This is a genomic window from Amycolatopsis sp. NPDC114484 (assembly GCF_055633755.1).
Window position 1 is genome coordinate 91,568 of record NZ_JBVKDQ010000011.1, and the last position, 14,340, is coordinate 105,907.

The 14,340-nt window shown below is 71.1% G+C and carries 10 protein-coding genes; 6 read left to right on the forward strand and 4 right to left on the reverse strand.

All coding sequences use genetic code 11. The annotated features are described in order from the left end of the window. Window positions 1-18: 18 nt before the first annotated feature. Window positions 19-711, reverse strand: a complete 693-nt coding sequence (locus ACZ7SW_RS25840; RefSeq protein WP_470232938.1) for a GNAT family N-acetyltransferase — start codon at window positions 709-711, stop codon at window positions 19-21. A gap of 13 nt (window positions 712-724) precedes the next feature. Continuing rightward, a complete protein-coding gene (locus ACZ7SW_RS25845) occupies window positions 725-3,040 on the reverse strand; it encodes a transketolase-like TK C-terminal-containing protein (protein ID WP_470232939.1) in 2,316 nt (771 codons plus the stop codon). Between the two features lie 133 nt (window positions 3,041-3,173). On the opposite strand from ACZ7SW_RS25845, the gene ACZ7SW_RS25850 reads away from it, so the two are divergent. Further along, a complete protein-coding gene (locus ACZ7SW_RS25850) occupies window positions 3,174-3,653 on the forward strand; it encodes an Lrp/AsnC family transcriptional regulator (protein WP_370936400.1) in 480 nt (159 codons plus the stop codon). 3 nt (window positions 3,654-3,656) lie between these two features. On the opposite strand, the gene ACZ7SW_RS25855 is transcribed toward ACZ7SW_RS25850, so the two are convergent. After that, window positions 3,657-3,950 carry a DUF3040 domain-containing protein gene (locus ACZ7SW_RS25855; RefSeq protein ID WP_470232940.1) on the reverse strand — a complete coding sequence of 98 codons (294 nt, stop codon included), beginning with the start codon at window positions 3,948-3,950 and terminating at the stop codon, window positions 3,657-3,659. 152 nt (window positions 3,951-4,102) lie between these two features. Here ACZ7SW_RS25855 and ACZ7SW_RS25860 point away from each other — a divergent pair, with 152 nt between their 5' ends. From ACZ7SW_RS25860 to treZ, 5 genes are all read left to right on the forward strand, one after another. Beyond that, complete coding sequence (locus ACZ7SW_RS25860; RefSeq protein WP_470232941.1) at window positions 4,103-4,957, forward strand: TIGR03619 family F420-dependent LLM class oxidoreductase; 855 nt, start codon at window positions 4,103-4,105, stop codon at window positions 4,955-4,957. A gap of 265 nt (window positions 4,958-5,222) precedes the next feature. Next, a complete protein-coding gene (malQ, locus tag ACZ7SW_RS25865) occupies window positions 5,223-7,163 on the forward strand; it encodes a 4-alpha-glucanotransferase (RefSeq protein ID WP_470232942.1) in 1,941 nt (646 codons plus the stop codon). A gap of 54 nt (window positions 7,164-7,217) precedes the next feature. Continuing rightward, window positions 7,218-9,344, forward strand: a complete 2,127-nt coding sequence (glgX, locus tag ACZ7SW_RS25870; protein WP_470232943.1) for a glycogen debranching protein GlgX — start codon at window positions 7,218-7,220, stop codon at window positions 9,342-9,344. After that, window positions 9,341-11,635: a malto-oligosyltrehalose synthase gene (gene treY / locus ACZ7SW_RS25875; protein ID WP_470232944.1), complete on the forward strand. Its 2,295-nt coding sequence runs from the start codon at window positions 9,341-9,343 to the stop codon at window positions 11,633-11,635. Before glgX ends, treY begins: the two co-directional genes overlap by 4 nt. Continuing rightward, the gene (gene treZ / locus ACZ7SW_RS25880; RefSeq protein WP_470233130.1) at window positions 11,632-13,362 is read left to right on the forward strand and encodes a malto-oligosyltrehalose trehalohydrolase; all 1,731 of its coding nucleotides are present in this window, start codon (window positions 11,632-11,634) and stop codon (window positions 13,360-13,362) included. The genes treY and treZ overlap by 4 nt, the downstream gene beginning before the upstream one ends. On the opposite strand, the gene ACZ7SW_RS25885 is transcribed toward treZ, so the two are convergent. Next, the gene (locus tag ACZ7SW_RS25885; protein ID WP_470232945.1) at window positions 13,331-14,299 is read right to left on the reverse strand and encodes a helix-turn-helix transcriptional regulator; all 969 of its coding nucleotides are present in this window, start codon (window positions 14,297-14,299) and stop codon (window positions 13,331-13,333) included. The two genes, treZ and ACZ7SW_RS25885, sit on opposite strands and share 32 nt — an antisense overlap. Window positions 14,300-14,340 lie beyond the last annotated feature (41 nt).

Genomic DNA, 14,340 nt, shown 5'->3' on the forward strand with positions numbered 1-14,340 from the left:
CAGCGACCGCGGGCGGCGTCAGCGAGGCGAGTCCGGCGACACGACGTCCCAGGTGCCGAACAAGGTCAGCCCGGCGGACGCGGCGAGCGCGAGCGACGCGTGGTTGTCGAGCTGGCACCGGTACTGCGGCTCGTGCTCCCGGCCGAGCGCGTGCCGTGACATCGCCCGCACGAGGCGGCGGGCATGCCCCTTGCCCCGGTGCGGTGCCAGCGTCACCACCCCGAGGTCGGCCAGCGGCGCGTCGCCCCACGGGTACATGCTCGCGACGGCCACGAGCTGCCCGTCGGCGAACGCGCCGTAGACCGCCCAATGGTCCAGTTCGACGGACGCGTCGTCCAGATCCTGTTCCGACGCGGCGGCCTCGAACGCGGCGAACGCTTCGGCGTCCGAGGCGGTGAGCGGCCGGACCCACGGGCCGTCCGGTTCGGCGAGCAGCGTTTCCCTCGCGGTGCCGGCGAAATAGAACAGATTGTCGGCCCCGTGCAGCACAATCCCCGCCGAGGCCAGCCGCTGCCGGAACTCCGGTTCGTCGCGCGGCCGGCCGAGGGTTTCGGCCATCGCCGGGGTGAGCCGGATCCGGATCTGCCCGTCCTCGGTGGCGAGGACGGTCAGCCGTTCGTCCTCCTCCAGCGCGGCGTCGACGGTCATGCTGAAACCGCCGCCCTCCGAGACCGGCGGCAGCCAATGGCGGGTGACGGCGGGGGCGAACAAGAGTCCTCCTCGATCAGTCCGCGACGTCCAGCGCGGCCTGGATGATGCTGTCGGTGTCGATGCCGTGGTGCCGGTACACGCTCTCCAGGTCGCCCGACTGCCCGAACCGCGTCACGCCCAGGTGCGCCGCCCGCACGCGGTGGACGTTCGCCAGGAACGCCAGGGTGTGCGGGTGCCCGTCGAGGACCGTCACCATCGGCGCGGACCGTTCGGACGGCAGCGCCGACTCCAGGATCCACGTCTCAGCCGTGTCCTGGCCCGCCCTCGCCTGCACGGCGCGGAACAGCAAGCCAGGGCTCGTCACGCACACGACGTCGGCGTGCTTGCCCAAGGCGTCCAGCCGGTCGGCGGCTTCCAGCGCTTCGGTGACCATCGCGCCCATCGTCACCAGCGTGACGTCCGGGCGGGCCACCGCGGCGGTGCGGATCGGGTACGCCCCGGCCACGACCTGGCGGCGGCGGCGTTCCCGGGCGGCCGGGTCGGCCGGCACCGCGGCGAGGCTCTGGTCCACCGGACGGGTCGACAGGCGCAGGTAGGCGGAAGTTCCGTCGGGGCGGCCGAGCCGCGAAAGAGAAGCGAGCAGGGTCCACTCGACGTCCAGCGCGAACGCGGGTTCGTAGGTCACGCAACCAGGCTGTTCGAGCCCGACCGACGGCGTGGTCACCGACTGGTGCGCGCCGCCCTCGGGCGCGAGCGTGACGCCGGACGGCGTACCGACCAAAATGGACTGTCCGCCGCCGTAGACGCCGAACGACCACGGTTCCAGCGCGCGCTCCACGAAGGGGTCGTAAAGCACCCCGATCGGCAGCAGCGGGCGGCCCCAGCGCGACCACGTGGTGCCGAGTTCGCCGAGCGCGCTCACCAGGTTCACCTCGGCGATGCCCAGCTCCAGATGCTGCCCGCTGGGCCGCTCGCGCCAGTGCAGGATCGTCTCCGGGTCGTCGGCGAACCAGTCGACACGTTCCTGCGGCGACCACACGCCGACCTTGTTGACCCAGCCGCCGAGGTTGGTGCTGGACGAGACGTCCGGGCACAGCGTCACGACGAGTTCCGCCGCTTCGGGCGCTTCGCGGGTCAGGTCGAGCAGCGCGCGGCCGAGCGCGGCCTGCGTCGTCGTGCGGCCGGACGGCGTGCGGCCGATGTCGGACGGCAGCGCCGGAACCGGTTGCAGCTCAACGGTTTCCCGTTCCAGGCGAGTGGCGGTCGAAGCGCACAGCTGGGCGGCGGCGGAGCCTTCGGGGAACTTCTGCCACGGGTCGTCCGGCGAGATTCCGACGCGTTCGGCCAGCGAACCCAGCTGCTCAGCGGTCAGCAGCGACGAGTGGTTCTGCGGGTGTCCCTCGCTCGCGAGCCCGAATCCCTTGACGGTGTAAGCGAAAACGACCGTCGGCCGGTTGTCGTCGATGGCGTCGAACGTGTCCAGCAGCGCGGACAGGTCGTGGCCGCCGAGGTTGCGGATCGCGGCGTGCAGCGTGTCGTCGTCGACAGTGTCCAGCAGCGGAGCCAGCTCCGGCGTCGTCAGGCGTTCGCGCAGCTGCGCCGGGGTGCAGCGGATGAGCCGCTGGTACTCCGGGTTCGACATCTCGTCGATCCGCGTACGCAAGGCCGAGCCGCCCGGCCGCTCGAACAGATCCTGCAGGAGCCGGCCGTACTTCACGGTCAGCACCTGCCAGCCGGCCGCCTCGAACATGCCCTGCAGCCGGGTCGCGCCGATGTTCGGCACCACGCGGTCGAGCGACTGGCGGTTCAGGTCGACGATCCAGACGACCTCGCCCAGTTCCGCCACGTTCGGGTCGAGGATCGCCTCCCAGCACGCGCCCTCGTCCAGTTCCGCGTCGCCGACCAGCGAGTACTGCCGTCCGGCGCCCGCGCCGCCGCCGTGCGACTCGACGTAGCGCCGCGCCAGCGCGCCCCAGATCGGGGCGGTCGCGCCGATGCCGACCGAACCGGTGGAGTAGTCGACGCGGTCCGGGTCCTTCGAGCGCGACGGGTAGCTCTGCAGGCCGCCGAACTCGCGCAGCGTCGTCAGGTACTTCTCGTCGAGGTCGCCGAGCAGGTAGTTGATCGCGTGCAGCACGGGGGAGGCGTGCGGCTTGACCGAGACCCGGTCCTCGGCGCGCAGCCGGGCGAACCACAGCGCGGTCATGATCGACACCATCGAGGCGCTGGACGCCTGGTGCCCGCCGACCTTGAGCCCGGTCGGATTGGGCCGCACGCGGTTCGCGTGGTCGATGATCGCGGTCGACAGCCACAGCACCCGGTCCTGCACCTCGCGCAGGACGGTCACCGTGTCGTTGTCCGGAAGGCGTTCGGGGGCGGCGCTGCTCACGACGGATCGGACCTTTCTTGGGCGGAAAGTTCAGGACAGTCCAGCAGAGCTGGTTAGGGTGCACAACAAGCGCGTTCGACATTGCGCAGAACGCCCAAGACAGCACCTCGCGGTGCGGAGAGGACTGCGCAGCATGCCCAGCACTCAGCGGCTCGACGCCACCGACGCCCGGATCCTGCTCGCGCTCGGCCGAAACCCTCGGGCCACCGCGGTCGCGCTCGCCGACGAGCTGGGCCTGTCCCGCAACACCGTGCAAAGCCGGCTCGCCCGGCTCGAACAGGGCGACGCGCTGCGCTCGGCCGAACACCGGATCGACCCGGCCGCGCTCGGCTACCCGCTCACCGCGTTCGTGACGGTGCAAGCGCGGCAGCGGTTGCTGGACGAGGTCGGCCGCGCGCTCGCCGCGGTGCCGGAAGTGCTGCAGGTGCGCGGATTGACCGGGGCGCAGGACCTTCTGGTGCACGTGGTCGCGACGGACGCGGACGACCTGTACCGGATCGCCGGGGAGATCCTGGAAATCCCCGGCGTCGAGCGCACCAACAACGCGCTCGTCATGCGCGAGATGGTGCCCTACCGGCTCACCCCGCTGCTCGAACGCGCCGCGCGACGCTGAAAATCACGGCTGGTCGTCGGCCGCCCGTTCCCGGCGGTTCAGCAGCGCGCTCCGGTGCGCCCAGACGAGCAGGGGAGCGGCGAGCAGGCCCCACAGGAACCAGCCGGTGTCCCCGGCCATCAGGCCGAACACCAGCATCAGCACGGCGGTGGCCTCGGCGAGGACGAGGATCTTCTGCCATCGCCGGGACCGCGCCGTCGGCACGCCTTGGCTCAGCGTCGCGGCGAACACGGGGTCGCTCGCAGCGAGTTCTTCTTCGATCTTCCGCAGGGCGCTGCGGTCGCGATGGGGCAGCATGATCCCCTCCTCGGGAAGGACGGGCCGGTGGAAGCGCGGGTACCAGTGGAATACCCGGCCCGCACCGCCGTCAAGCCCGGGTTTCACCAGGAATGATCGCCCGGCCCCGGACACCGTTGCAAACTGAAACACGTTCTAATAACGTGCCGGGGGTGAGATACGGGATCGTGTTGTTCACCAGCGACCGGGGCATCTCCCCGGCGGCGGCCGCCCAAGCCGCGGAAGAGGCCGGATTCGCGACCTTCTACGTGCCCGAGCACACCCACATCCCGGTCCGGCGGGACGCCCCGCATCCCCGGACCGGCGGCTCCTCGCTGCCCGACGACCGCTACCTGCGCACGCTCGACCCGTGGGTCGCGCTGGCCAGCGCGGTGCCGGTGACCTCGACGATCCGGCTGGCGACCGCGGTGGCGCTGCCGGTGGAGAGCGATCCGATCACGCTCGCCAAGACCGTCGCGACGCTCGACCACCTGTCCGGCGGCCGGGTCACGCTCGGCGTCGGGTTCGGCTGGAACACCGACGAGCTCGCCGACCACGGGGTGCCCGGGAAGCGGCGGCGCACCGCGCTGCGCGAGTACCTCGAGGCGATGCGCGCGCTGTGGACCGAGGAGGAGGCGAGCTACGCGGGCGAGTTCGTGGAGTTCGGGCCGAGCTGGGCGTGGCCGAAACCGGTGCAGCCCAAGGTGCCGGTGGTCGTCGGCGCGGGCGGGACGGAGCGCACGTTCCGCTGGATCGCGCGGCACAGCGACGGCTGGCTGACCACGCCCGGCGAAGACGACATCACCGCGAAAGTCGCGCAGTTGCGCGAAATCTGGCGCGAGGAGGGCCGCGAGGGCGAGCCGGAAGTGATCGCGCTCGGCCCGCGCCCGGATCCGGAGGGGCTGGCCAGGCTCGAGCAGGCGGGCGTGACCGAGGTCGTGTTCGGGCTCCCGGACCGCTCGGCGGGCGAGGTCGAGGCGTGGCTGGACCGGCTCGCCGGGAAGCTCGGGCAGCCGGCCGGAGCCTGACCGGCGTCCATTTCGGACGGCATTACCTCCATTGGTATGGACCTGCGCGGTGAAAAAGCGAAAAGCGCCTGAACGGGTGAACTCGGCCGCCGCGCGTCATTCCCGGAGCGGCCTTCCCTCTTGTTTCGTGTGGCGGTGACCGGCCGGCACGCCCCCCGACCGGCCGGTCACCGCTTCGCCCGTCTGCGGCGGCGAGGCGAATGGCGCCGCGCGGCACCGCCCGGGACACTGGTCGGGTGCGCATTCCCCTTCCCCGGACCGAAACGTGACCCCCGAACTGGCCGAACTGGCCGCTGCCCACGGCGTCGCCACCCGCTACGAAAACGCCGACCAGATCGAAGTACGGGTTGACCCTGACGTCGTGATCGCCGTATTGGCGCAGCTCGACGTCGACGCCGGCACTCCACAAGCAATTCGGCGAGAATTGGCCGCGGTGCGGGAAGCCCGTGCCTCGCAAGCCTTGCCGCCGACTGTCGTGGTGCGCGCCGGGCAGGAACGCGAACTCGGCCGGGCCGCCACCGTCGAACTCGAAGACGGCACTGCGCGTGACGTCGGCACCACACTTCCGGCTGACCTTCCGCTGGGCTGGCACGAGATCGTGACCGCAGAGCAACGGGTTTCGCTGGCCGTCGTCCCGGCGAGGCTGCCCGCGGTGCCGCCCGCGTGGGGCTGGATGCTGCAGCTCTACGCGCTGCATTCCGGCCAGTCGTGGGGGATGGGCGATTTCGGCGATCTCGCCGAAGTGGCGTCCCGGTCGGCCGCCGAACTGGGCGCGGGCGTGCTGCTGGTCAACCCGGTGCAGGCGATCAGCCCAGCGCATCCGGTCGAGCGGTCGCCGTATTCGCCGTCCAGCCGCCGGTTCGCGAACCCGCTGTACCTGCGGGTCAGCGACACCGAAGCGTTCGCCCGCGCCGACGAAGACACTCAGCGGCAGGTACGCGCGCTCGCGCCGGATCCCATCGGCGAGCTGATCGACTACGACGCGGTGTGGACCGCCAAACGCGCCGCGCTGGAACTGCTGCGGCCGCACCATCCGCGTCCGATCGAATTGGACGACGACCTTCGCGATTTCGCCGCGTTCGGCGCGCTCGCCGAGGTGCACGGCAGCGACTGGCGCGAGTGGCCCGAGCCGTTGCGCGATCCCGGCAGCGCCGAGGTGGCCGCCGCGCGCGAGGAGCTGGCTGAGCGGATCGAGTTCCACGGCTGGCTCCAGCTGCTCTGCCACGAGCAGCTCGACAACGTCCGCCGCGCCGCGCGCGCGGCGGGCATGCCGGTCGGTGTCGTGCACGACCTGCCGGTCGGGGTGCACCCCGGCGGCGCGGACACCTGGGCGCTGCGGGACGTGTTCGCCGCGCGGGTGCGGGTCGGGGCTCCGCCGGACGCGTTCAACCAGCAGGGCCAGGACTGGAACCTGCCTCCGTGGCGGCCGGACCGGCTCGCCGAAGCCGGGTACGCGCCGTTCCGCGACGTCGTGCGCGGAGTGTTGCGGCACGCCGACGGCATCCGGGTGGACCACGTCGCCGGAATGTGGCGGCTGTGGTGGATTCCGCCGGGCGAACCGGCTGGCCGTGGCACGTACGTGCATTACGACGCCGAAGCGATGCTCGGCGTGCTCGCGCTGGAAGCGCATCGCGCGGGCGCGGTCGTGGTGGGGGAGGACCTCGGCACCGTCGAGGACACCGTCACCGAAACCATGCACGAACGCGGCCTGCTCAGCTCCGCGGTGCTGTGGTTCCAGCGCGACTGGGACGCGCCCGGCAAGCCGTTCGTCCGCCCGGACCGCTGGGATCCGGACGCGATGGCCAGCATTTCCACGCACGACCTGCCGACAGTGTCCGGCTGGCTCGGCGCCGAGCACGTCCGGGTCCGCGCCGAGCTGGGCCAGCTCGACCGTCCGGTGGAGCAGGAGTACGCCGAAGCGGCGGCCGAACGGACGGCGTTGCTCGAATTGGTTGCCAGCGAAGGAATTCCGGACGACGACTTGGTGGTCGCCTTGCACACGCTGCTCGCTTCGGCGGCCTCGCGGCTCGTGCTCACCGCACCGGCGGACGTGGTCGGCGAACGGCGCCAGCCGAATTTGCCGGGCACAGTGGATGAGTACCCTAACTGGCGCATCCCGCTTCCCGTCACTGTCGACGGGTTCTTCGCCGACCCGCGGGTGCGGGCGGCGGTCGCTCCGCTCGCCGCGGCCCGCCCGTTGCGCTGAAACGATCGAAAAGCCCGTCCGGACAACGAAAACCGATGCCCAAGGAGAAGCCCTGTGCGGCCCTGGCCCGGAAAGCCCTACCCGCTCGGCGCGACCTATGACGGCGTGGGGACGAACTTCGCGCTGTTCTCCGAGGTCGCCGAGCACGTCGATCTCTGCCTGTTCGACGACGAGGGCAACGAAACCCGCTCGCGGCTGGAGGAGGTCGACGGCTTCGTCCACCACGGCTACCTGCTCGGAGTCGGCCCCGGGCAGCGCTACGGATTCCGGGTGCACGGGCCGCACGACCCGAGCCGCGGCCAGCGCTGCAATCCGAGCAAGCTGCTGATCGACCCGTACGCCAAGGCGTTGTCCCGCGGCGTCGACTGGTCCGAAGCGCTGTTCAGCTACCGCTTCGACGACCCGGAACAGCTCAACGAGGACGACTCGGCGGGCCACGTGCCGTATTCGCTGGTGGTCAGCCCGTTCTTCGACTGGGCCAACGATCGCGCGCCGCGGGTGCCGTACCACGAAACGGTGATCTACGAGACGCACGTGCGCGGCATGACGATGACGCATCCGTTCGTGCCGGAACGGTTGCGGGGCACGTACGCCGGGCTGGCGCACCCGGCGGTAGTGGAGCACCTGCAGAAACTCGGTGTCACCACAGTGGAGCTGATGCCGGTGCACCAGTTCGTCACCGACCACGGCCTCGACGAGAAGGGCCTGCGCAACTACTGGGGTTACAACACGATCGGGTACTTCGCCCCGCATGACGGGTACGCCGCGATGCAGGGCCAGGGCGGGCAGGTGCAGGAGTTCAAGGGCATGGTCCGCGCCCTGCACGAGGCCGGCATCGAGGTGATCCTCGACGTGGTCTACAACCACACCGCCGAGGGCAACCACCTCGGCCCGACGTTGTCCATGCGCGGCATCGACAACGAGGCGTACTACCGCCTGGTCGAGGACGATCCGCAGTACTACATGGACTACACCGGCACCGGGAACTCGCTCAACGTGCGCAGCCCGCACACGCTGCAGCTGATCATGGATTCGCTGCGGTACTGGGTGACCGAGATGCACGTGGACGGCTTCCGGTTCGACCTCGCCTCCGCGCTGGCCCGCGAGTTCTACGACGTCGACCGGCTGTCGACGTTCTTCGACCTCGTGCAGCAGGACCCGATCGTGAGCCAGGTGAAGCTGATCGCCGAACCGTGGGACGTCGGGCCCGGCGGCTACCAGGTCGGCAATTTCCCGCCGCTGTGGACGGAGTGGAACGGGCAGTACCGCGACACCGTCCGCGATTTCTGGCGCGGCGAACCGTCCACGCTGGGCGAGTTCGCGTCGCGCATCACCGGTTCGTCGGACCTCTACCAGGACGACGGCCGCCGCCCGTTCGCGTCGATCAACTTCGTCACCGCGCACGACGGCTTCACGCTCACCGATCTGGTGTCCTACAACGAAAAGCACAACGAGGCCAACGGCGAGGACAACCGCGACGGCGCGGACGACAACCGGTCGTGGAACTGCGGCGTCGAGGGTCCGGCCGACGACGAGGAGGTGCTCGCGCTGCGCGCCCGGCAGCGGCGGAACCTGCTCGCCACGCTGCTGCTGTCGCAGGGCGTCCCGATGCTGCTGCACGGCGACGAACTCGGCCGCACCCAGCAGGGCAACAACAACGCCTACTGCCAGGACACCGAACTGTCCTGGATGGACTGGGAACTCGCCACCGAGAACGCCGACCTGGTCGAGTTCACCGCCGCGCTCACCGCGTTCCGCAAGGCGCATCCGGTGTTCCGCCGCCGCCGGTTCTTCCAGGGCAAGCCGGTGCGCAAGGGGGAGGAACTGGGCGACATCGCCTGGTTCACCCCCGCGGGCGAGGAGATGACCGAGCAGAACTGGGACGACGCGTTCGGCAAATCGGTGGTGATCTTCCTGAACGGGGAGGGGATTCCGGATCTCGACCCGCGCGGGATGCCGGTCGAGGACGATTCGTTCCTGCTCGCGTTCAACGCGCACTGGGAGGACATCGCGATGACCCTGCCGGGCAACGGCTACGGTCGCGAATGGACAGTCGTGGTCGACACCGAGACCGGCAGCGTGGGGAAAACCGACGTCGAGCCGGTCGAGGGCGGCGGCAAGTTCACGCTCGCCGCTCGCTCGCTGGTGGTATTGCAGCGCACCGCGAAGGAGGTCGAATGAGCACGCCGTCTTCGACGTACCGGGTGCAGTTGCGGCCGGAGTTCGGCTTCGCCGAGGCCGCGGGAATCGTGGATTATTTGCACGAGCTGGGCATCGGCGCGTTGTACGGCTCGCCGATGCTCGACGCGACGCCCGGGTCCACGCACGGCTACGACGTCACCGATCCGACACGCGCCCGGGGCGAACTGGGCGGCGAAGAAGCGCGAAAGGCGTTGTCGGCGCGGCTGAAGGACGCGGGGCTCGGCTTCGTGGTGGACATCGTGCCGAACCACATGTCGGTCGAGGCGCCGAAGGCGAACCAGTGGTGGTGGGACGTCCTCCAGAACGGCCGGGATTCGCCGTACGCACCGTTTTTCGACATCGACTGGAGCCGCGGCCGGCTGCTGCTGCCGGTGCTCGGGGACGACAGTGCCGTAGCCGAGCTGACCGTCGAGGACAGTGTCGACGGCGCTGAGCTGGTCTACTACGACCACCGGTTCCCGATCGCGCCTGGCACCGGCGACGGCACGCCGCGCGAGGTGCACGCGCGCCAGCACTACGAGCTGGTCGGTTGGCGGCGCGGCAACCGGGAGCTGAACTACCGGCGGTTCTTCGACATCACGAACCTGGCCGCGGTCACCGTGGAGCGGCCGGAGGTGTTCGCCGAGACGCACGGCGAGGTGCTGCGCTGGGTGTCCGACGGCGACGTCACCGGCCTGCGCGTGGACCATCCGGACGGGCTCGCCGACCCCGGCGGCTACTTCCGGCGGCTGCGCGAGGGCGCGCCCGGCGCGTGGCTGGTGGCGGAGAAGATCCTGCACCCGGGCGAGGCGCTGCCGCAGAGCTGGCCGGTCGACGGGACCACCGGGTACGACGCGCTGCGCGAGATCACCGGTGTGTTCGTGGACCCGGCCGCCGCGTCGGTGCTCACCCGGCTCGCGGCCGAACAGGGCGTGCGCACCGACTACCACGCGGTCGAGGAACGCGCGCGGCGCTTGGTGACCGACGGCATCCTGGTCGCCGAGGTGCACCGGATCGCCGCGCTGCTCCAGGGCGTGGATGCCGACGCGGCCCGCGCCGCTGTCGCCGAGGTGATGATCGCGTTCCCGGTCTACCGTTCGTATCTCCCCGAGGGTTCCGGACACTGGGCGACAGCCGTCGCGCGGGCGCGCAAGAGGCGGCCCGAACTGGCCCCGGCCCTCGACGCACTGGACAGCCAGGTGCGCGGCGCGCCGGACGGAGAGCTGGCGACCCGGATCCAGCAGACGTCCGGCATGGTCGTCGCGAAGGGTACCGAGGACACGACGTTCTACCGGTTCACCCGGTTCGCCGCGCTGAACGAGGTCGGCGGCAACCCGGACCGATTCGGCTTGAGCACGGGGGAATTCCACGCGCTGGCCGCGGGCCGGGCGGCCGCGGCCCCGGCCACGATGACCACGCTGACCACTCACGACACGAAACGCTCCGAGGACACCCGGGCGCGGATGGCCGCGCTGTCGGAGGTCGCGGACGAGTTCGCGGTCGCGGTCCGGCGCTGGACCGCCGCGCGCGGGATCGACGAGCCCGCGCTGAATCTCCTCGCGTGGCAGACGCTGGTGGGCGCGTGGCCGATCTCGCCGGAACGGCTGCGCGACTACCTCGACAAGGCCGCGAAGGAAGCGAAACTCCGCACCTCGTGGACGGAGCACGACGAGGAGTTCGAACGCGCCGTCGCCGACTGGCCGTCCGCGGTGCTGGGCGACCCGGAGCTGGCGGCGGATGTCGAGTCGTTCGTCAAGCGGGTGCGCGGCGCGGGCTGGGCGAACTCGCTGGGGCAGAAACTGGTGCAGCTGGCCGGGCCCGGCGTGCCGGACGTCTACCAGGGCACCGAGCTGTGGGACTGCTCGCTGGTCGATCCGGACAACCGCCGCGAGGTCGACTACGCCGTGCGACGCGACCTGCTCGAACGCATCCAGGCTGGCGAACAGCCGGAGATCGACGAGACCGGCGCGGCGAAGCTCTTGGTCGTGCACCGCGCGCTGACCCTGCGCCGGGACCGGCCGGAGCTGTTCACCGGATACCGGCCGCTGCGGGCTGAAGGCGTTGCCGCGGAACACCTTCTGGCCTTCGAACGCGGAGCTGACCTGACCGTGGCGGTCACCCGGTTGTCACTGGGACTGCACCGGGCCGGCGGCTGGCGCGACACCGTCCTGCCGCTGCGCGCGGGCGAATGGACCGACGTGCTGACCGGTCGCGGAGTCGGTGACGCACCGCAAGCGTCCGCGTTGTTCGACCACTACCCGGTCGCGCTTCTGGTGCGGGAGGACTCCTGATGTTCAGCGTGTGGGCCCCGTCCGCCGAGCGCGTCCGCGTCCGGGTGGACGGCACCGACCACGAGATGACCGCCGCTGCCGACGGCTGGTGGCAGGCCGACGTCACCGGCACCGACTACGCCTTCCTGCTCGGCGACGACGACCGTCCGCTGCCGGACCCGCGCTCGCTGCGCCAGCCGAACGGCGTGCACGAAGCGTCGCGCGTCTACGACCATTCCGCCTTCGCGTGGACCGACCAGTCGTGGACCGGACGGCAGCTGCCCGGCGGCGTGGTCTACGAACTGCACGTCGGCACCTTCACCGAGGCAGGCACGTTCGACGCGGTCATCGACCGGCTCGGCCACCTGGTCGACCTCGGCGTCACGCACGTCGAACTGCTGCCGGTGAACTCCTTCGACGGCACTGCGGGCTGGGGTTACGACGGCGTGCTGTGGGGCGCTGCGCACGAACCGTACGGCGGTCCCGACGGGCTGAAACGCCTGGTCGACGCCTGCCACGCACGCGGGCTCGCGGTGGTGCTCGACGTCGTCTACAACCACCTCGGCCCGTCCGGCGCCTACCTCGACCGGTTCGGCCCGTACTTCGCCGGCCGCACCGACTGGGGCGCCGGCCTGAACCTCGACGGCCCCGGTTCCGACGAAGTCCGCCGCTACGTCCTCGACAACGCGCTGGGCTGGCTGCGCGACTTCCACCTCGACGGCCTGCGCCTGGACGCCGTGCACGCCCTGGTCGACAAACGCGCCGTGCACCTGCTGGAAGAACTGGCCGCCGAGGTCGAGGCGCTGTCCGCGGCCCTGAACCGGCCGCTGACGTTGATCGCCGAGTCCGACCAGAACGACCCGAAGCTCGTCACCGCCCGGGAGGCCGGCGGCTACGGCCTGCACGCGCAGTGGTCCGACGACCTGCACCACGCGCTGCACGTCCGGCTCACCGGCGAGACCACCGGCTACTACACCGATTTCGCCGCGCCCGGCGCGCTGGCCAAGACCCTGCGGGAGGCGTTCTTCCACGCCGGCACGTGGTCGTCGTTCCGCTCCCGCACGCACGGCCGCCCGCTCGACCGGCGCGTCGCCCCCGGCCATCGGTTCCTGGCCTACCTGCAGGACCACGACCAGATCGGCAACCGCGCGACCGGCGACCGGCTGTCCGCGACCGTCCCGCCCGGCCTGCTGGCCTGCGGCGCCGCGGTGGTGTTCTGCTCGCCGTTCACGCCGATGCTGTTCATGGGCGAGGAGTGGGCCGCGGAGACGCCGTGGCAGTTCTTCGCGTCGTTCCCGGACCCGGAACTGGCCGAGGCCGTCCGGACCGGCCGGCGCCGCGAGTTCGGCCGGCACGGCTGGGGCGAAACGGACGTCCCGGACCCGATGGACCCGGCCACCGTCGCCCGGTCGCGGCTCGACTGGACCGAACCGGGCAAACCGGGCCACCGGGAGATCCTCGGCCTGTACCGGACGCTGATCCGGCTCCGCCGCGAACGTCCGGAGCTGTCCGATCCTCGGCTGGACCGGGCGGTCGCGGAGACCGCACCGGACGATTCGTGGCTGATCCTGCACCGGGGCGGACTGCGGCTGGCGTGCAACTTCGCGGCGAAGCCGGTCGAGCTTCCGGTGGCGGGGGAGGTGCTGGCTTCGTGGGGCAATCCCGAGGTCGGCGACGAGGCGACGGTGTTGCCCGCGGAGTCGTTCGTCCTGGTCGCTACCCGGGATAGCTCCGCAGCATCGTCGTGAGCGTCTCGGCCAGCCGGTCGCGAAGCTGGGGCGGCGCAACTACTTCCGCGAGAGGGCCAAGCCGCAAGAGATCGTGGACGGCTTGGTCGTGCTGCTCGATCGGGACGATCGCGCGCGTCCAGCCGTCTGCCTCGACCACCCCGCTTTCCCAAGCAGCACGCGCGATGGCGGGTTCGGCGAGCTGCGGCAAGAGCCGCATCCCCTCCGGCGACAGCCGCAGCACCGCCTCGCCCCGGTGCCGTCGAGAGTCGAAGTCGTCCAGGTAGCCCGACCAGTAGCGGCCCAGATCGAAGTCCTCGGCGCGGTCGAAGGTCTCCTCGAGCATCGCCGCCTCGGCGATCCGCGCCACCCGGTAAGTCCGGAACTCCCCGGAACGCGCGACCAGGTACCAGTGCCCGGCTTTGAGCACCACGCCGTACGGCTCGACGGTCCGGGTCGTCTCGTGCGGCGCGGCCCAGCGCTGATACCGGATCCGGACGCGGCGTCGCTGCCACACCGCGTCCGAGACCGTCGGCAACTGCGGGGTGGCTTCCGTGTCGTGGTACCAGGACGCCGCGTCCAGATGGAACCGCTCGCGCACCTGGTCGGCGTGGGACCGCAGTTCGGCGGGAAGCGCGGCCAGCAGCTTGCGCTCCGCGGTCGCGACGACCGGCCCGAGACCGAGCCCGGAGGCCGCGGCGGGCAGGCCGGTGAGGAAAAGCGCCTCGGCTTCCTGCCTGGTCAAGCCGGTCAGCTGGGTGCGGTACCCGTCGACCAGGCGGTACCCGCCGTCGTGGCCCGGTTCGCCGTACACCGGGATCCCGGCCGCGCTCAGCGCCTCGATGTCGCGGTAGATCGTCCGCTGGGAGACCTCCAGCCGCGCGGCCAGGTCGTCCGCGGTCCTCGGCTGCCGGGCCTGCAGCAGCAACAGGATGGAGACGAGACGGCTCGCACGCATGGGGCCAGCATGCCCCGGTCCACTGACAGAAGCTGTCAGTG